Source organism: Pediococcus sp. AC40 (assembly GCF_030252485.1).
Classification (GTDB): domain Bacteria; phylum Bacillota; class Bacilli; order Lactobacillales; family Lactobacillaceae; genus Pediococcus; species Pediococcus acidilactici.
Window position 1 is genome coordinate 547,874 of the sequence record NZ_CP127012.1, and the last position, 19,013, is coordinate 566,886.

Below are 19,013 nucleotides of genomic sequence, written 5' to 3' on the forward strand. Positions count from 1 at the left end.
TAACTCCCTCCATCGAGGGGGATAATCCATAGCTATTTTTTGTTTCGGATGCTTTAATGAGAATTCGAGAAGGTTAAACTTCTTTTTTCAAGTGTTGGTAGTGGTGACTAGAAACAATTTGCCGGTGGTCGAGTTGGAAACCAATTCGCCGGTAAAGGCGTTCTGCGTCAGGATTCAAATCATCAACCAATAGCCCAACCATTTTTAAGTCACGAGCTTTTGCGTATTCGGGAAGGGCATTAAGCAACTTAGTACCGATTCCGTGATTTTGGAAATCAGGGTTAACTACTAGCGAATCGAGGTACCACTCGTCATCGTCAGCTTCAGCTTCTTCGTAAATGGGCTGAGGAGCGAGGGCAACTTGGTCAAAATGATTTTGAAATTCATCCTTTAACTTCTCTTCGTTAGCGCCTGGATAGCCAAAGGCGACTCCCGCAACTTGGTTATCCATCTTAGCAACAACCACGTCGGCGGCCTCTTGGTATAGGGGACTTTGGAAAGTTGCTACGAATAGTTTAGTAACTTCTTGAGGATCGTTTTTCAAATAAAAAGGCAGCTCCATTTCATCGAGAATGATTTTGAGTAGTTCAACAACTTGGGGCATGTCTTCAGTAGTGGCCTTAGTGATTTGCATTAGAATTCTCCTTCGAAAAATTATTATAGCCAGCCGTGTCTGACTCAATCTTCCAAGTTCGAACTAGTTTAGGCTCCCGAAGTGGGGGGCGCTTTTGAATCCAGCGGTCGAGAATCGCCGCTAAGCAAATAAACAGTGGCGTATTGGATTCTACGAAAACGTTCAATTCAATATACGCACTGCCGTTGATTTGAACGCGGTTAACTTCAAGAATTTTAGTTAAGCCATGAAAAACCTTAAAGTGGCAGGTAACGGTATCTCCAATAATAATCCAGCGAAGGTTGTGAACGTACAAGAGCCCGCGAATGAAGCCTACGGGAGTCGTCACTGTTCCAACTTCGTGGTTATTTAAGAACAATTTAAACTTGGGTAATAGTCCTACCGCGATTTGCTTAAGCTCAGCTCGGAGCTGGCCTTGCATATCGTAAACAGAAAGGGCATCACGTTTGATGCCCCATTTGCCAACTAGAAGGTATTTGGAATTATGGTTTTCATCGCTAACCGTGGTAGCACCTTTATTTTCTAGTCCTTGACTTTTTAGATAGAATCTCTGCATCGGCTTAGCCTCTTTTTAATTATTGTTGATTTTCGGCAAGCTGTTCCAGGATGGCTTTTCCAACCCCATCCTCGTTGTTAGTTACGGTGAGGTGGTTTGCCAGGCGCTTGATCTCGGGAATTGCATTGCCCATGGCATAGCTAACGCCCGCGACGCGCAACATGGAAGCGTCGTTTAAGTTATCACCAATCGTCATCACTTGGGACATCGGAATCCCAAGTTGGTCCGCAAAATTCTGTACGGCAAGTCCCTTTTGCGCACGGGGACTGTTGATTTCAATGTTATTTTCAAACGATGATGAAATTGCTACGTCAACCTGTTGTTGAATAGCTTCCCGGACGGGTTTTAATCCCTTTTGGCCGTTTTGACCAAACGCAACCAGCTTCAAAATTTGAATTTTTGGATCGTCAAGTAGCACTTGGTAATTATCTACGTACCGGATGTTCATTAATTCTACCCGGGCAGAAGACATGGCCACTGCTAGTTTGAATGGCGTATCTGGGTTAACGGTCTCTAAAAGGTGAGAGACCGTTTCAATCCGCCGGGTCCGACTGTTGGAAACCACGCCTTGGTTGGTGGTGATTTCGTAGTAAAGTCCGCGTTTCTCGAGTTGGTGCATGATTAACTGCGCGTTAGGCTTAGTAATCGGCACTTCATCAAGAATTTTGCCTTCGGTGTCAAAAATTGCGGCACCGTTGAGGGTGATGAGTGGTACGGAAAGCCCGTAAGTCTCTAAAAGGGGTTTCGCTTCACGATATTCGCGACCCGTTGCCACGACGAAATGAACTCCGGCGTCCTGCGCTTTTTTAATCGCCGCAGCATTACCTGGTGAAATTTGCATTTCTTCGTTAAGTAACGTTCCGTCCATATCTGAAGCAATCACTGAAATCATGTTATGCACATCCAATCCATATATTTATCCTAATTTTAACATGAACCCCGCCATTTTTTTCAGAAATCAGTTAGAATGGAAGTAACAAATTGTTCGAGGAAGATTGAGGTATGAAAACAATTATTCATAACGATTGGCAGAAGGTTTTAGAAAGTGAATTTGAAAAGGATTATTACGCAAATCTCCACCAATTTTTAAAGCAGGAGTACGCAACCCAAAATATCCATCCCGATATGTATCACATTTTCCAAGCGTTCGAATGGACGCCGTTTTCGGAGGTTAAAGTGGTTATCTTAGGGCAGGATCCGTATCATGGTCCTCACCAAGCGCACGGACTAAGTTTTTCGGTGCGCCCGGGAGTGCCGGTGCCCCCGTCTTTACAAAATATCTACAAGGAATTGCAGGATGATTTAGGAGTCAAACCGGTGCAACACGGATACCTGAAGAAATGGGCGGACCAAGGAGTACTGTTGCTTAACTCCGTATTAACGGTGCGCAACGGTCAGGCCTTTTCACATCAAGGTCACGGCTGGGAACGACTAACCGACACGGCAATTAAACGGTTGTCGGAACGTGAAAAGCCGGTGATCTTTATTTTGTGGGGGCGGGCCGCGCGTGACAAGATTAAGTTAATTGACCAGTCCAGAAACATTATTATTCAATCTGCGCATCCCAGTCCGTTATCGGCATACCGGGGCTTTTTTGGCTCCAAGCCGTTTTCCAAAACTAACGCAGCTTTGGAAGCAATGGGGGAAAAGCCGATTGATTGGCAACTACCAGAACACGTAGAAGAGGAAAAATAAATGCAAACTTATCAATTACGAAACGAAGAAATGACCATTGAATTTGGCAAAATGATTGGTAAACTTCTGCATCCTAACGATGTGGTTGTGTTAGACGGAGATCTCGGGGCGGGGAAGACCACCTTAACGAAGGGCATTGCCCAAGCTTTAGGGATTAAACGCTACGTAAAAAGCCCCACCTACACAATCATCCACGAGTACCATGACGGGCGGATGCCGCTTTATCACATTGACGCGTACCGGTTGGAAGATGGGAATGCCGACGACATTGGTTTAGAAGAATATTTTGAAAGTGATGGGGTTACCGTTATTGAGTGGGCTCAGTTTATTAAGGAATACCTGCCCGAAGAATACTTGAAGATTGGGTTGGACCGGAACCACGATAACACCCAGCGGTTTCTAACTATCGAACCCAACGGCGAACGGTACCAGCAATTTGAAAAGTTCCTTGAGGATCAAATCAATGGCCAATAGGGAAGATGAAGTTTACCTAACGGAGGGAACTCCCGAGGACGCCCAAGCGATCGTGAGGCTAATTGACCAATTAGAAACGGAGACGGATTCAATTGAGTTTGACCCAACCATCCATCAGCTGGAGCTCAAGCTGATTCAACAAAATTTAGCGTTAATTCAGCAAAGTCCGACTAACTTTTTATTGTTGGCAAAGTTGGGGGATGCTCCAATCGGCTTGCTAACGATTGTGGAAACGGACGCTAAAAAGGGACAGGCAGAGTTGGGAGTCGGCGTGCTTGAAAAGTATTGGCACAACGGGATTGGAACCCTATTAGTCGATGAAGCATTATATTGGGCTAAAAATTACAGCTCCTTATCGACCATTTGGCTAGATGTCCTGACGGATAACGAGCCGGCTATCCACCTATACGAAAAGATGGGCTTTACAACTAAAAAAGCCCCGATCAAGGATGATCAGGGCCGGAGTTTAAAACGAATGGCACGTAAGCTTAGCTAACTTTACGAATAAAGCTACTGATGGCGTCCGCACCGAATTGTTTCTTCTCATATAACAAGATGTCCGCACACGCCAAACTATCGTCTAAGGCGTTGTGGTGGTGCTCTAATTCAATCCCCAAATTATCACAGAGCGTGTTGAGCTTGTGGTTAGGATAATTAGGGAAAAAGCTGCGGGAAGTCCGCAAAGTATCCAAAGTTTGGTAAGGCAACCGGTTAAGTTCGTAACGCTCCAGCGTCTTCTTTAAAACGCTATTGTCGAAGTTGGCGTTGTGGGCCACGACAAGTTGGTCGGGAGTAAAGAACGGCTGTAAAATCGGCCATAGCTCCGGAAAGGTGGGTGCGTCCTGAACGTCGGCTTCGTGGATTCCGTGTACTTGAACGTTTCGCCAATGAAATTTGGTTTCCGGGTTAATTAAAGAGTACAGTTCGTCGGTGATTTGATCATTTTGAACCACCGTAAGCGCGATTGAACAAGCGCTTGCCCGCGCGGGCGCGGCAGTTTCAAAATCAATGGCAACAAAGTTCAAAAATATCACTGTCCTTATATTATTTTAAGTCAAGTTTAACTAATAAAGATTAGTGCGTAAAGGAGTTTTTCCAATGATTAAAGTTGGGGTAATTGGATTGGGGAACATCGCTCAAAAGGCTTATTTGCCGGTAGATAGTCAGTTGCAAGATCGCTTCGAGTGGTACTTGGTCAGCCGGCAAGCTGAAAAATTGCAGCATTTGCAAAAAAAGTACGGTTTTCAACACGGGACGACCCGGATGGATGATTTGTTTGAGGAAAACGTTCAGGCGGTGTTCATTCATACCGCTACCTCCACCCATTACGCGATTATCAAAAAGTTTTTGCAACACGGGGTTCACGTTTATGTGGATAAACCCATTTCAGAAAACTTGGCGGAGGTGAAAGAACTTTACCAAATTGCTGCTGAGCAGCACGTGTTATTAACCTGTGGATTTAATCGGCGGTTTGCGCCACTGCACCAAGCGTTCGGGCAATTGGGAACCCCGCATTTAGTTCGGGCAACTAAGACCCGGGTGATGGAAAATCAAAGTCCCCAGTTTGCCGTTTATGACCTAATGATTCACGTAATTGATTTGGTCCAGTTTTTAATGGGATCATCAAAAGTGGAATACGTGGATGGCCGCCTACGAGAACAGGATGGTCAGTTGGTCTGGGCGGAGGTCGAACTAACCAACGGGGATGCTTCTGGCGTGGCCCAAATTGATTTGCGCGCTGGTGCGAATACTGAAGTAGCAGAGGTGGTTAGCGATCACGGCGTTGCCCGAGTGGAAAATTTACAAACGCTAACCCATGATCACGACGGGCAACGGACGGTCCAAAGTACGCCAGACTGGCAAAAAATGCTGGTAACCCGGGGATTTGCGCCGTTAATTGAAGCTTTTTTGCGGGCGGTGGAAAATGACGGTCCCAACCCGGTAGCTCCGGCTTCGGTGATTAAGTCCCATACGCTATGTGACCGTTTAATCCAGAGTATGAAAGTGATAAAATAAGCGAAGAGATTTTCGATGAATCGTGAGGATTCACAATGTAAACGAGGTAAGAGGGGAAAGTATGATGGATCAATCAATAACCGCGGCATTTCCAGAAATTAAGGTCTACAAAGATGAACCGTTGTCAAAATACACCAATACACAAACGGGCGGACCAGCGGATTTGCTAGTATTTCCCAAGTCGGTGACTGAAACTAAGCAGTTGATGATTTGGGCTAAGGAAACCGCTACGCCCCTAACGGTGATTGGAAATGCAAGTAATTTGATTGTGCGTGACGGAGGAATTCGCGGACTAGTTTTAATCTTAACCAAGATGGACAATATCCAAGTTAACGGCAATACCGTGATTGCGGAAGCGGGGGCAGCTTTAATTCAAGCCACCGAAGTCGCTTACCAATCGGGATTGACCGGTTTTGAGTTCGCTGCTGGAATTCCGGGTTCAGTAGGTGGTGCGATTTTCATGAATGCCGGAGCTTATGGCGGTGAAATCAGTGAAATTGTGGAAAGTGCCGAAGTGTTAACGCCAGATGGCCAAATTAAACGGCTGAATAATCACGAATTGGATTTTGGTTACCGACACAGCAGCGTGCAGGATTATCACGATGTGGTAATTTCAGCATCATTTAAGTTGCGTCCCGGCGATCAAACTAAGATTCGGGCGCAGATGGATGAGCTGAATCGGCTCCGTGCTTCCAAGCAGCCGTTGGAATATCCATCGTGCGGAAGTGTGTTTAAACGCCCCACCGGTTACTTTACCGGAAAGTTAATTCATGAAGCTGGTTTGCAAGGCTTCACGATTGGCGGCGCCCAAGTTTCTAAAAAGCACGCCGGATTTATCATTAACATCGGGAATGCTACGGCAACTGACTACTTAGACGTGATTCACCACGTACAAGCCACGGTATTTAAACAGTTTGGGGTTAAGTTGGAAACTGAAGTCCGGATCATTGGTGAAGAAAAATAAATTGAATATTTAAACGAAGTGACCTCCGATTTGACAAGCGGGTGAAGTGCAGTTATGCATACTTGAAGCGTAAATGTGCGATAAATTAACCCCCTGCAACAAATAGGAGGTCACTTTATATTCTCTCTGGTATAATTATCCCTGAATATGAATTTGGAGGGACAGGTATGAACATAAATTGGTCCCAGTTGTTAACTTGGAGCGACGTCATCAATATTATTGATGTACTCGTGGTTTGGTTTGTAATTTATGAATTGATTATGCTGCTGCGGGGAACCAAAGCGGTACAGTTATTTCGTGGGATTATCGTCATTATTATAATTATGGCGGGAAGCTGGTATATCGGATTAAGCACGGTTTACTGGATTATGAATCAGGTCATCAATTGGGGAGTAATTGCGATGGTGATCATCTTTCAGCCGGAAATTCGCCGGGGACTGGAACACTTAGGTCGCGGGTCGATTTTTGCAAAGAACCATTCGCAAAAAGAAGCGGAAGAAAAAATGATTCAGGCGTTGGATAAGGCGATTCAGTACATGGCTAAACGTCGAATTGGAGCGTTGATTTCAATTCAGATGGAAACCGGGCTTGATGACTATATTGAAACCGGAATTCCTCTGGATGCCGACGTTTCGGGAGAGCTGTTAATCAACATTTTTATCCCGAACACCCCGTTACATGATGGTGCGGTGATTATTAAAAACGGTAAGATTGCCGTGGCAGCTGCTTATTTGCCTTTGTCACAGAGCAACTTAATCCCTAAGGAACTTGGAACTCGTCATCGTGCGGCAGTCGGAATGAGTGAAGTTACCGATGCATTAACCATCGTAGTCTCAGAAGAAACTGGAGAAGTTTCTATTATGAAGGACGGCGAACTATTGCGGGATATGTCGCAAGAATCCTATTTACGGTATTTCCGGACTCAATTAATTACCAGTGATGAAGGGCCAACCCCGTTCTTCACTTCGGTTACGGAAAATATTTCGGCCTTCTTTAAGGGAAAAAGGGGGCGGCACTAGATGAAGAAATTTTTTACCAAAAATTTTAGCTATCGGTTGATTGCGTTAGTCTTAGCCCTTTTGCTTTTTGCGTACGTAAAGACCGATCACCTTACTTCAACGCGGGTTTCGGGGACCGACGCAAATCAGAATAAAACCGCGTTGATGTCCACCAAGACGGCTACAATTACGATGCCGGTGGATTTAGATGTGGATTCAAGTAAGTACGTAGTTAGTGGATACCAAGAACGCGTTAAAATTACGTTGACCGGCTCCAGCGCAATGATTACTACTTTAACCAACACCCGTAATTTTAAGGTGTACCTTGCATTGCAGGATTATGCACCGGGTAAGCATACGGTTAAGTATCAAGTGGAAGGACTCGGTAAGGATATTCGTTACCGAATCCAACCAGAAAAATCCAAAATAACAATTGCCCACCGGAAGACGAAGAAATTTGAAATTCGCTACCGTTACGATACTAACATGGTTAAGAAAGGCTATACGATGGGGAACGTAAAGACCTCGGTAACGACGGTTCAAGCAACGGGCTCCGCATCAGAAATTGACCGGATTAGCCAAGTGGTTGCCGACGTTAACGTCCCTAGTGACACTACAGAGGATGTTTCTGCGCGTTCTGTGTTGCAAGCTTTGGACTCAAACGGTAACATTGTAAATGTAGTCTTGACTCCGCAATCGGTAAATGTCACTATTCCAGTTTCCAAGGTGAAAACAGAAAAAGCTAAGGAATCTAGTGAGGCAAGCAGTCAAGCTACGTCCTCTTCTAGAAGTTCGGAAAAATCAGCAAGTAGCGCATCCTCATCGAGTAGTGAAGAAAGTTCTTCGAGTTCAGCAAGTAGTGACGAGAGTTCGTCCGTGGATGATACTAGCAGTGACGGGAATCCGCAGCTCCAACAGTGATTCATAAGTGAAAACTAGCTTGGGAGCGGTGCTAATTAAATTGCTGATTTTGTGATTTAGATAATGAGTTAAAAGAGATTGACGGCGGACTACAGGTCTTGTCGCAAAGAAGGAGATTTTCAATAATGAAATTGAAGTATTTTGGTACAGATGGAGTTCGTGGAATTGCAAACGAAACGTTGACACCAGAACTAGCTTTCCAATTAGGGCGAACTGGCGGATACGTATTAACTAAGCATGCCAAGGATGCTGATCAGCGTCCCCGGGTGCTGGTTTCACGAGATACTCGAGTTTCTGGCCAGTTGTTAAAACACGCCTTGATTTCGGGTCTTTTGTCAGTAGGAATCGAAGTAATGGATATGGGAATCGTTACAACGCCCGGGGTTGCTTACTTAGTTCGTAAGCAAGAAGCTGACGCGGGAGTGATGATTACCGCTTCGCACAATCCAGTAGAGGATAATGGGATTAAGTTCTTCGGTTCGGACGGTTACAAGCTATCTGACGAATTGGAAGCTGAAATCGAAGTTCTCTTAGATGCTGAAAAAGATAACCTTCCCCGGCCATCGGCTAAGGGACTTGGTTCCGTAACGGATTACCCTGAAGGTGGGTTAAACTACACGGCATTCTTGGAACAAACGATTCCGGACGACCTAGAAGGGTTACATATCGCGGTTGACGCTGCTAACGGTGCTACTAGCGGCTACGTTTCCCAAATCTTTGCTGACTTAAATACTGAATTTGAAACGATGGCAACCAATCCCGATGGGTTAAACATCAATGCGGGAGTCGGCTCGACTCATCCAGAAGCTCTAGCAAAATTCGTGGTTGAAAAGGGCGCGGATATGGGAGTTGCCTTTGATGGGGACGGCGACCGTTGCATCGCAGTGGACGAAAAGGGAAATATCGTCGACGGTGATAAGATCATGTACATCTGCGGGAAGTTTCTAAGTGAACGGGGTCGCCTTAAGGAAGACACCGTGGTAACGACCGTAATGAGTAACCTCGGAATGTACAAAGCGTTAGAAAAACACGGTATGCATTCGGTTAAAACCCAAGTTGGTGACCGTTACGTGGTGGAAGAAATGTTGAAGGATGGTTATAACCTTGGTGGGGAACAATCCGGCCACATTATTTTCTTAGACCACAACACTACTGGGGATGGCATGCTTACGGCTATCCAGTTAATGTACGTGGTTAAGCAAACTGGTAAAAAACTTTCCGAATTAGCTGCCGAGGTAACTACGTATCCTCAAAAGTTAGTTAACGTACGGGTTCAAGACAAGAAATTAGCGCTTGAAAACCAAGCCATCAAGGACATTATCAAAAAGGTTGAAGACGAAATGGCTGGCGAAGGCCGGGTATTAGTTCGTCCTTCCGGAACTGAAGACTTACTTCGGGTGATGGCGGAAGCTCCTACTGAAGAAGCGGTTAACCAATACGTTGACCGGATTGTTGCGGTAGTTAAGAGTGAAGTTGGCGTTGATTAACGGCTGTAATTAAATAATAAAAAAACGAAACGGGCGGAGAAATTCTCTAGCCCGTTTTTGATTGTCTAATAAAATGAGTTTGGGGTAAAAAATTTAAGGGGGTCTAATCCCTTGTGCTATACCTATTCCCACATTTGATATATACCAATTACGAAAAATAATGTTTGACAATCGCCTTAAGCGGTAATATATTAAGAATCGTTAATTATACCAATTATATAAAAACAAATAGATGAATTTAGGAGAACAGGGATTATGTGTGGAATTGTTGGAGTAACAGGTAGAGCAGATACGACGAAACTTTTAGTGAATGGTTTGAAAAAATTGGAGTACCGGGGATATGATTCTGCGGGAATTTACGTAAATAATGGTCAAGACAAGGATTACCTAGTTAAAGCGCAAGGAAAGATTCAAAACTTAGAAGCTCAACTTTCTGATGACGTGAACGGCAGTGCCGGAATTGGGCACACGCGCTGGGCAACTCACGGAATTCCGAGCGTGGCTAACGCGCACCCGCATTTTTCAGCAGACAACCGGTTTTACCTCGTGCACAACGGAGTTATCCAAAACTTCAAGGAGTTAAAACAAACTTATTTAGCAGACGTGCCTTTCCAAAGCGATACTGATACTGAAGTAGTGGTTCAATTAGTTGACCACTTCGCTAAAGAAGGTTTATCGACCATGGACGCTTTCAAGAAAACTTTGAGCTTGTTGAAGGATTCTTCGTACGCGTTTGTTTTAATGGACCGGGAAATGCCGGACACCCTCTTTGTAGCTAAGAACAAGAGCCCGTTATTAATTGGGGTAGGCGACGACTTTAACGTAGTTTGCAGCGATGCTTTAGCAATGATCAACGTGACGAAACGGTTTGTGGAGTTGCACGATGGCGACGTGGTTAAAATCACCCCTGATAAAGTGGAGCTATTTGATGCAGATGGCCAAGCAATTCAGCGGGAACCTTTTGAAGTTGACATTGACCAGTCCGATGCTGATAAGGGAACTTACCCATACTACATGTTAAAAGAAATTGACGAGCAACCAGCCGTAATCCGGCGCATCGAAGAAAAATACCTTGATTCAAAGGGTGCAGTTCGTTTCGATAAAGCAATGTTAGATAAATTAAACCAAGCCGGTAAAATTTACATTGTGGGTGCGGGAACCAGTTATCATGCTGGTTTAGTGGGCAAGAAGTTATTGGAACGCTTTGCCAAGGTGCCAACGGAAGTAGTGCTAGCATCCGAATTTGCCTACGACGATCCAATTATTGAAAAAGATGCCTTCTTCATCTTCCTTAGTCAAAGTGGTGAAACTGCTGATAGTCGGCAAGTTTTAGTCCGGGTAAATGATGAATGGCAAAAGCCAAGCCTCACGATTACTAACGTGGCTAACTCAACGTTGGCGCGCGAAGCAGAATTCTCGGCAACCTTAGAAGCGGGTCCGGAAATTGCGGTAGCGTCGACCAAGGCCTACACCGCGCAAATTGCCGTAGAAGCACTTCTAGCGGTAGCAATGGGGCGGATGAAGCAAATCAATGCGGCAACTGATTTTGACATTGCAGGACAATTAAGCATGGTGGCAAACGCAATTCAAACGGTGGTGGATGAAAAGGCAGCTATCGAACAATTGGCCAAAGACACCCTTTTAAAGGCGCGTAACACCTTTTACATTGGCCGGGGGTTAGATTATGCAGTAGCCCTAGAAGCTTCCCTTAAGCTTAAGGAAATCTCTTATATTCAAGCAGAAGGTTTTGCAGCCGGCGAATTGAAGCACGGCACGATTGCCTTAATTGAAGAAGGGACTCCGGTTATCGGGATCATTACCCAAGGTAAAACTGCCGATCACACCCGGAGCAATTTAGAAGAAGTGATCTCACGCGGAGCACAGGTGATTACCTTCGCTAGCCAAAGCCTCGCCAAGAATACGGATGACGTAATTCTTCCTGACGTTGATGAAATGTTGATGCCGTTGGTTAGCGTCATTGCTGCTCAATTATTGGCTTACTACGCTTGCTTGCAACGGGGTTACAACGTTGACCAACCGCGTAATTTAGCTAAGAGTGTCACGGTAGAATAGGAGGAAGAGCAGTGCAAAGTCGCCTAAATTTTAATTTGAATATTTTTGAAATTTAGGTTGACATTATTATGTGTAAGCGCTAACATATGGTTGTAAGGTAGTGGCGCATCTCCTACCTGCACAATCAATTCTCTTTCTCTCTTATGCTGGATCCGACTCGTACAAGTCCGGATCCTTTTTTGGTGCCATAATAATTCTAGACAGGAGTCGGTAACGCGCTTTATACTAGATAAGTGGAGGCGAGAGAATGAAGAGCAATGAGACATTCACCTTGATTCAAGAGATTACCCGTTTGGATGGTACTAAATACATTGAAATTGGTAATATGATGATGAATGGTCGCGCTGAGCTAGCGGCCGAGCGTGGTTATATTAAATCAGTGCGGATTATGCAGCTGAACATATCGCATTCGCAACATGTAATTAATTATGAAAAATACATCGGGGAACGCTACGAAATGCCCGACGAAAACATGACTTCGTGGGAAGAATGGCAAAAAGATGACCGGATTATGAAGGACTTCAACGCGATTTTACACGAAAATCATATCAGTGCTAATAAAGAATAATTACTTGGCTTTTAAGGCCTGTTTTTGCATTATACAATTCAAGTAATTCAAATGCTTTTCTGGAATTTTTTAATTCTGGGAAAGCATTTTTTGGTTTTCGCAGTTTTTTTGTACCAGAAAAAATAATTTTTATTTGCAAGTGTAAACGCTCGCAAAAATTCGCTTTTCGTGTTAATCTATTCTTGAATTTAAATATAAGAATAATCAGGTTTGTTTCCACAAGGGGGAATCGATGATGAGAAAAGCGTTTATGATTGGTACAGGAGTTGCAAATTTAGCTGCCGGCGTATATTTGATTCGTGATGGTGGTTGGAGCGGTAATCAAATTACCATGTTCGGACTCGATAAACATGGAGCTAATGATGGAGCTGCAGTTGCGGATTACGAGACGGAATACGGCAACCAACGGCTATCTAACGATCGGGGCTTTTTAGCCAAGGGCGGTCGGATGCTTAACGAAGAGACCTACGAAAACTTGTGGGACGTTTTGCGGAGCGTGCCGTCTTTGGATCACCCAGGGCAATCGGTTACGGATGACATTTTAAACTTTGACCATGCTCATCCAACCCATGACGTGGCCCGGCTAATGGATAAGCGTAACGGGATCCGGAATAATGGCGGTGCGGACGACTATTCGCATATGCAATTTAATAACCAAGACCGGAAACTGTTAACCAAATTAATGATGATGCCTGAAAGCCAAGAAGCAAAGCTTAACGACGTCAGCATTGCAGAATGGTTTAAGGATAGTCCGCACATTTTCACCACTAACTTCTGGTATATGTGGGAAACTACCTTTGCGTTTAAGAAGGAAAGTTCCGCAATGGAATTGCGGCGTTACATGAACCGGATGATTCTGGAATTTAGTCGGATTAACACCCTTGAAGGGGTTACCAGAACGCCGTATAACCAATACGAAAGTATCATTCTACCGATGCGTAAGTACTTGAGCGACCACGGGGTTGCCTTTATCAACAACCGTAAGATTACCGCCTTCCAATTCAAGGACACTCCGTTGCGCGATGATATCATCGTTACTGGCTTAGAGTACGAAGACGTAGGGGAAAATAAGCAAACCGGCACAATCCCGGTTGACGAAAATGACCTCGTTTTCGATATCAACGGCGCGATTACCGATAGTTCATCGATTGGTGATTTCAACACCCCAATTAAGGAAAATATGGAATACGCTCCTAGCGCAGCATTATGGAAACAAGCCACCGAACATTTCTATAATCTAGGAAATCCGGACAAGTTCTTTAACGACCGTGCCCAAAGTGAATGGATGAGCTTTACGGTAACCACGAAGAACCACTATTTGGTAAACCAAATTAGCCGAATTACCCAACAAGAACCGGGGAATGCTTTAAATACTTGGGTAGACAGTAATAATTTGTTATCTATCGTGGTTCATCATCAACCACATTTCCACGCCCAAAAGGAAAACGAAACGGTCTTCTGGGGCTACTTCATGTTCCCACGTAAAAATGGGGATTATGTGGACAAACCGGTAATTGAAATGACCGGAAAAGAAATGCTGCAAGAATTACTAGGTCATTTGGCAGAAGTTGATCAAGCAACGGATAGCATTGTTTACCATGAAGAGGAAATCATGGATAGCATCGTTAACGTAATTCCGGTTTACATGCCGTACGCTAGTGCACTGTTCAATACGCGAGCTGTCGGAGACCGTCCCGAAGTAGTGCCAAAGCACTCGAAAAACTTGGCGTTTGTCAGCCAATTTGCAGAAATGCCATTTGACATGGTCTTTACCGAACAATACTCGTTCCGGGCGGCACAACGGGCAGTCTACCATTTCTTAGGAATTCCTGAAGAAAAAATGACCCCAGTGCACCACTACGAGAAGAATCCAAAGGTGCTTTTGAAGGCAACCCGGACCATGTTCCGTTAAAATTATCTATTTAATAATACTAAAAGTTGATTTGAGTGTTTGATTTTAATGAAGCGTCAACGAAATCAGCTGCTCCGCTTAACAAAAAATCGATCGTTATGCCAATTTAGGCAACGATCGATTTTTTATTAATGCTTGTAAACTACCCGACTTTTGTCCTGCTCTTAGCATTTTGGGTTAGGACTTAGTAAAGTTTTCAAGTCCGTCACGCGTACTTTTACTACTTACGAGTGATTTTGGGAAGGACGTAGTTTTGGTAGTAATCTTGGTAGGTTTGTTTGGAAATTTGGCCCCATTGTTCTTGGCTAAATTCCTTAATTTTTTCGGTACTAAAGTTAGCCTCTTTAATTGCGCTGATTGAGAAGACTTGGGTTTGGTCGCCAACGCTTAGCCGAATTTTCTTCAACGAACGGGGAAGTGTGTCGCCCTGGATTTTCTTCAGAATATGGACCATATTGGGTGCGTAAAGCTGGGTGAAATCAAACAAGTTTAACTTAGGGACCCGAATGATAATCTGGGAGTCCGTAAAGTTAACTTGAAAAGGCAGGCGACCGTTAAAACTATCCGCAATTTGATTTTCAATCAAGGTGGCTTCATTGGAGGCGTTTTCCTCGCCATAGGAATCAGTATTTGAATGAATATCTAATTGTTGATTGGTAAAATTAGGGTAAGTTTGAAAGCCCAGAATTGCCAAAACAACTACGGTTAAGTTAGATTTAGAAAAGATTCTGGGACGTTTGAATTTCTTTGCTTTAGCCATGTCTTATATCCGTTCATAATAAACCCGTTAAACGTAATTACGTTTAATAATTTCAACAACATCAACAATTATAGTAAATTTAAAGTATTTACACAAACGTTTGTTTGCTAAATGTTAAAGAATCCGTTACGATAGATGAAAAATTATTTAAGGGGTATCGGGATGTTAAAATACGCGATTTTTGATTTAGACGATACTTTACTGGACTTTAAGAAGGGTGAACGTATCAAAGCTACCGAAGTCTTACGTAAGTATGGCGTGCAAGATTTGACGACTGGATTGGCAACCTACACAAAAATTAACCAGCAGGTCTGGGAAGCAATCGAGCAAGGTGCACCTCGGGATCAAGTGTTGAAAACCCGGTTTTCGAAAACCTTTGCGGCACTCGGAGTGGATGGCGATGGGGTCGCTGCTGAACGGGAATACCGCCAGCGATTGGCAACTAGCTACTACCAATTTGAAGGCGCGCAAGCATTATTGCGGGATTTGAAATCGGCAGGAATTCGGTTGATGGTGGGAACTAATGGGGTTAAGAAGACTCAGTTGAGTCGGCTCGCTGGTTCCAAGTTAGACCAATACTTTATCGACTGCTTTATTTCAGAAGACGTTGGTTATGCTAAACCTGATGAACGCTTCTTTGCGCCAATTAAGCATAAATATGCGGATATGAGTTTCCAGAATACCGCAATGGTGGGCGACCGGTTGCAATCCGACATTTTAGGGGCCAATCAAGCTGGGCTCAAAAGCATTTGGTATAACCCCCAACAAATCGCGGTAGATGCGCCAATCAAGCCAACCGCGGTAGCACATTCTTATGACCAGTTGCGGGAATTAATGTTGTAAGACTCGCTTGAAACAACAAATAAAAAGAGATAACTTACGAAATTAAGGGTCCAGCAAAATGGAACTTGAAGAATCAAAAATTTGAATTTTTTTCAGTACTAAATAGTTTAAAAATACTAAAAATAGGGGACTTTCAGTAATTAGCTGAGGGTCCCTATTTTATTTTTGAAAGATGTCATGCATACCTTAAAGAAACCCTTGAGGGTGAGCTAGCTAAATTTTTAGGAAATCCACTGTTGACTTTTATGTCGATAACGTCATATAATTGCTTTTGTCGATAACGACATAACATTCAAAAGCAGGTGAAGTAATAATGGAAAAACAATTTAAAACTTTAGAAGACTTTTTAGGAACGCACTTTATTTACACATACGATAATGGTTGGGAATATGAATGGTACGCTAAAAATGACCATACGGTAGATTATCGAATTCATGGGGGAATGGTTGCCGGTCGTTGGGTTAAGGACCAAGAAGCCGACATCGTAATGTTGACGGAAGGTGTTTACAAGATTACTTGGACGGAACCAACTGGAACGGACGTGGCGTTAGACTTCATGCCAAACGAAGGTAAGTTACACGGAACCATTTTCTTCCCTAAGTGGGTTGAAGAACATCCTGAAATCACGGTTACTTTCCAAAATGAACACATTGATTTAATGGAAGAATCTCGTGAAAAATATGAAACTTATCCTAAACTAGTTGTTCCAGAATTTGCTAAAATTAGTTACATGGGTGATGCTGGACAAAATAACGAAGATGTTATTTCTGAAGAACCATACGATGGCATTACCAGCGACATTCGCAACGGAAAGTATTTTGATGAAAACTACAAGCGAATTAACAAGTAATTAATTTTTGGAGGAGTTCGCATGCCACGACCACGAGTTTTACCGTACATTGTTTTAGGATTGTTAAATAAGAATGGGGTTATGTCTGGAAAAGATATGATTGCGGAATTTAAGAACGAAATTAGCGAGTTCTGGACGGTTTCACACAGCCAATTGTATCCTGAATTACAACGAATGACGGACGAAGGCCAAATTGAAGTGGTTGACGATGAACAAAATCGGAAAGTCATTAACTACGCAATAACTCCGAAGGGTCAAACGGATTTGCGGGAATGGCTCACTACCCCGATTACGGCCAAAAATGATGAACTGACGTCACTTAAAATGTACTTTATCGCTGACCGACATGATCCCCTTTTACAGCAAATTCTAAAACAGGCGGCGGATCTTCACGAACAAAAAGTGGCCCACTTAAAGCAACGGCAAAAATTACTGTTTGAAGAACCATCCGCGATTGAGGAAAATTACGGACATTACTTAATTTTGTCCCGGGCGGTTGAAAGGGAAGCATCTCATTTAGCCTGGCTAAAAAAGCACATCGAATAATCCGAAAAAAAGGTTTACAAGTAGGTGGACGTGGGAAAATTCGGGTGGCTTGCGAGCACTAACCCAAAATCGGTAGTTGTGCCTAAATTGGGCGTAACTACCGATTTTGGGTCCTTAAAAAAGTCGTCACCAAAACAGCACTGAGAAGTTTGCGAACTCTCAGTGCTGTTATTTTAATACCTATTTTAATTAACCTTTACCGCCTTGGAAGGATGGATAAAGTGTCATCCCGCCATCAACGAAGAGGGTAATTCCGGTGACGTAACTTGATTCAGCAGAAGCTAACCATGCCGCCGCGGCCGCGACCTCTTCAGGATCCCCAATTCGTTGCATAGGAATCATGCTAGTGGTGGTTTTTAACTGTTCAGGATCCGCAAATTTTTTAGCGTTGATTGGCGTATTGATCGCGCCTGGGCCAATTGCGTTTACCCGGATGTGCCGGTCGGCGTATTCCATCGCAATCGTTTCGTTGAACAGCTTTACGCCGCCTTTGCTAGCAGCGTAGTGTGCAAAAGTTGGCCACGGAATTTTCTCATGAACGGAAGACATGTTGATAATGTTTCCGGGTTTATCATGCGAAAGAAAATAATTAATGGCCGCTTTTGAACCTAAAAACACGCCGTTTAGGTTGACGTCGAGCACTCGTTTCCAGCTTTCAAACGATAATTCTGCAGTTGGTTGTTGATTTTCCATCCCCGCGTTGTTGACCCAAACGTCTAGGTCGCCAAATTGATCGACGGCCATGTCGACTAGACGCTTAACGCCTTCTTCGGTTGATACGTCAGCTTGCACGACCACGCCTTCACCGCCGGCTGCGTTAATTTGATCCCGTACGGCGTTGGCGCCATCTTTATCAGAGTTGTAATTAATAACGACGTGCATACCTTCTTGCCCAAAGCGTTCGGCAATCGCGCTGCCGATTCCTTTTGAGCCGCCAGTGATTACGGCAACTTTTCCATTTAAATCTTTATATAACATAGTTACTATCCCCCCAGAACATAACTGTAAAATAAATTCTTGATGTTCGTAACGTATGATAACATCAGAAATCACAGTAAGGGAACTGAAACGATTTGGCGTTGCTTACCTTATGCGTAGCTTAATATTTTGGGGGATTGTCGCGATACACAAAGACAAAATAACCCTATAAAAGCAAACTGGATTTTATAGGGTCGACGAGTTTTAAAAAAGGTGGAGTGATTGGATTAAAGGCAATAAAATTAACAAAATAATGATGATAATCATGCTTAATCCAAAGAAATTATTCGGGTTAAAGGTCACCCCAAAGCCAAATACTTTGGGGATTAAAAGTGGCGAATGCCAATCGAGGTGGAGATTTCGGTCATTTTTAAGCCAGGTTACGTAAACGGTCGCCAGGATGAGACAGATCACCAAAAGCAATACGAAACTAACCATAATATAATACTCCGTTTCGGGAAAATATTTGAGCATAGAATAGCACACTAAAGGCGTGAAAACAACGAAATCCCAATTTACAAAAATAATTTTCTATGCTAATCTTGAAGCTAGCTAATTGAATATAATCAAAAACCGTAAGAAGAACAAGTATTTTAAGCCCGTAACTTAAAGCGAATTGAGGATGGTGGAAGCTCAAGAAGTTATTCTTTTAAGAAAAACATCTTCTTTGTTTCTAGGCTGAACGATTAAGCGTCCAGTAAGTCTAGACGTGACCGATACGTTATCGTTTGGAAAGCA

20 protein-coding genes and 1 other annotated feature (1 of these 21 cut by a window edge) are annotated in these 19,013 nt (G+C 43.6%); of the genes, 14 read left to right on the top strand and 6 right to left on the bottom strand.

Going from position 1 to position 19,013, the window contains the following annotated elements:
• Positions 1-73 precede the first annotated feature (73 nt).
• The 3 genes from NL111_RS02590 to NL111_RS02600 are packed head-to-tail and all read right to left on the bottom strand — an operon-like array spanning position 74 to position 2,082.
• Positions 74-634 (bottom strand): GNAT family N-acetyltransferase, encoded by a 561-nt coding sequence (locus NL111_RS02590; RefSeq protein ID WP_285110422.1) that lies wholly within the window; start codon positions 632-634, stop codon positions 74-76.
• Positions 621-1,190, bottom strand: a complete 570-nt coding sequence (locus NL111_RS02595) for an LURP-one-related/scramblase family protein (RefSeq protein WP_002831139.1) — start codon at positions 1,188-1,190, stop codon at positions 621-623. Before NL111_RS02595 ends, NL111_RS02590 begins: the two co-directional genes overlap by 14 nt.
• Positions 1,191-1,209: 19 nt before the next feature.
• Positions 1,210-2,082: a Cof-type HAD-IIB family hydrolase gene (locus NL111_RS02600; RefSeq protein WP_063504651.1), complete on the bottom strand. Its 873-nt coding sequence runs from the start codon at positions 2,080-2,082 to the stop codon at positions 1,210-1,212.
• A 110-nt stretch (positions 2,083-2,192) separates the two neighbouring features.
• Here NL111_RS02600 and NL111_RS02605 point away from each other — a divergent pair, with 110 nt between their 5' ends.
• Genes NL111_RS02605 through NL111_RS02615 form a run of 3 tightly spaced genes read left to right on the top strand, consistent with a single transcriptional unit; the run spans position 2,193 to position 3,855 of the window.
• Positions 2,193-2,885 (top strand): uracil-DNA glycosylase, encoded by a 693-nt coding sequence (locus tag NL111_RS02605; protein WP_002831140.1) that lies wholly within the window; start codon positions 2,193-2,195, stop codon positions 2,883-2,885.
• Positions 2,886-3,359 (top strand): tRNA (adenosine(37)-N6)-threonylcarbamoyltransferase complex ATPase subunit type 1 TsaE, encoded by a 474-nt coding sequence (gene tsaE / locus NL111_RS02610; protein WP_004166671.1) that lies wholly within the window; start codon positions 2,886-2,888, stop codon positions 3,357-3,359. It begins immediately after the preceding gene.
• Positions 3,349-3,855, top strand: a complete 507-nt coding sequence (locus NL111_RS02615; protein ID WP_285110423.1) for a GNAT family N-acetyltransferase — start codon at positions 3,349-3,351, stop codon at positions 3,853-3,855. The genes tsaE and NL111_RS02615 overlap by 11 nt, the downstream gene beginning before the upstream one ends.
• Here the strand turns inward: NL111_RS02615 and NL111_RS02620 are convergent.
• Positions 3,848-4,384: a 3'-5' exonuclease gene (locus NL111_RS02620; RefSeq protein ID WP_285110424.1), complete on the bottom strand. Its 537-nt coding sequence runs from the start codon at positions 4,382-4,384 to the stop codon at positions 3,848-3,850. The two genes, NL111_RS02615 and NL111_RS02620, sit on opposite strands and share 8 nt — an antisense overlap.
• A gap of 73 nt (positions 4,385-4,457) precedes the next feature.
• Here NL111_RS02620 and NL111_RS02625 point away from each other — a divergent pair, with 73 nt between their 5' ends.
• The 8 genes from NL111_RS02625 (at position 4,458) to NL111_RS02660 (ending at position 14,298) form a co-directional block, all read left to right on the top strand.
• Positions 4,458-5,375, top strand: a complete 918-nt coding sequence (locus tag NL111_RS02625; protein WP_002831143.1) for a Gfo/Idh/MocA family protein — start codon at positions 4,458-4,460, stop codon at positions 5,373-5,375.
• Positions 5,376-5,436: 61 nt separating this feature from the next.
• Positions 5,437-6,339, top strand: a complete 903-nt coding sequence (gene murB, locus NL111_RS02630) for a UDP-N-acetylmuramate dehydrogenase (RefSeq protein WP_285110425.1) — start codon at positions 5,437-5,439, stop codon at positions 6,337-6,339.
• Positions 6,340-6,506: 167 nt separating this feature from the next.
• Positions 6,507-7,358 (top strand): diadenylate cyclase CdaA, encoded by an 852-nt coding sequence (cdaA, locus tag NL111_RS02635; RefSeq protein WP_002829898.1) that lies wholly within the window; start codon positions 6,507-6,509, stop codon positions 7,356-7,358.
• Entirely contained in the window at positions 7,359-8,258 is a 900-nt protein-coding gene (locus tag NL111_RS02640) for a CdaR family protein (protein WP_285110426.1), read from the top strand.
• Positions 8,259-8,383: 125 nt separating this feature from the next.
• Positions 8,384-9,745: a phosphoglucosamine mutase gene (gene glmM / locus NL111_RS02645; RefSeq protein ID WP_002829896.1), complete on the top strand. Its 1,362-nt coding sequence runs from the start codon at positions 8,384-8,386 to the stop codon at positions 9,743-9,745.
• Between the two features lie 255 nt (positions 9,746-10,000).
• Positions 10,001-11,818, top strand: a complete 1,818-nt coding sequence (gene glmS, locus NL111_RS02650; RefSeq protein WP_204230067.1) for a glutamine--fructose-6-phosphate transaminase (isomerizing) — start codon at positions 10,001-10,003, stop codon at positions 11,816-11,818.
• A gap of 247 nt (positions 11,819-12,065) precedes the next feature.
• Positions 12,066-12,386 carry a hypothetical protein gene (locus NL111_RS02655; RefSeq protein WP_002829893.1) on the top strand — a complete coding sequence of 107 codons (321 nt, stop codon included), beginning with the start codon at positions 12,066-12,068 and terminating at the stop codon, positions 12,384-12,386.
• A 232-nt stretch (positions 12,387-12,618) separates the two neighbouring features.
• The gene (locus NL111_RS02660) at positions 12,619-14,298 is read left to right on the top strand and encodes an oleate hydratase (protein ID WP_063504823.1); all 1,680 of its coding nucleotides are present in this window, start codon (positions 12,619-12,621) and stop codon (positions 14,296-14,298) included.
• 220 nt (positions 14,299-14,518) lie between these two features.
• Here NL111_RS02660 and NL111_RS02665 read toward each other — a convergent pair whose 3' ends face one another.
• Entirely contained in the window at positions 14,519-15,058 is a 540-nt protein-coding gene (locus tag NL111_RS02665; protein WP_002831149.1) for a hypothetical protein, read from the bottom strand.
• Positions 15,059-15,220: 162 nt separating this feature from the next.
• On the opposite strand from NL111_RS02665, the gene NL111_RS02670 reads away from it, so the two are divergent.
• The 3 genes from NL111_RS02670 (at position 15,221) to NL111_RS02680 (ending at position 17,297) form a co-directional block, all read left to right on the top strand.
• A complete protein-coding gene (locus NL111_RS02670; RefSeq protein WP_285110427.1) occupies positions 15,221-15,901 on the top strand; it encodes a YjjG family noncanonical pyrimidine nucleotidase in 681 nt (226 codons plus the stop codon).
• A gap of 313 nt (positions 15,902-16,214) precedes the next feature.
• Positions 16,215-16,751 carry a phenolic acid decarboxylase gene (locus tag NL111_RS02675; RefSeq protein ID WP_002829879.1) on the top strand — a complete coding sequence of 179 codons (537 nt, stop codon included), beginning with the start codon at positions 16,215-16,217 and terminating at the stop codon, positions 16,749-16,751.
• A gap of 21 nt (positions 16,752-16,772) precedes the next feature.
• Complete coding sequence (locus tag NL111_RS02680; protein WP_128688338.1) at positions 16,773-17,297, top strand: PadR family transcriptional regulator; 525 nt, start codon at positions 16,773-16,775, stop codon at positions 17,295-17,297.
• A gap of 189 nt (positions 17,298-17,486) precedes the next feature.
• Here NL111_RS02680 and NL111_RS02685 read toward each other — a convergent pair whose 3' ends face one another.
• Entirely contained in the window at positions 17,487-18,275 is a 789-nt protein-coding gene (locus NL111_RS02685; RefSeq protein ID WP_128688339.1) for a glucose-1-dehydrogenase, read from the bottom strand.
• Positions 18,276-18,841: 566 nt separating this feature from the next.
• Positions 18,842-19,013: a binding site (T-box leader), on the top strand; it runs 76 nt beyond the window's last position.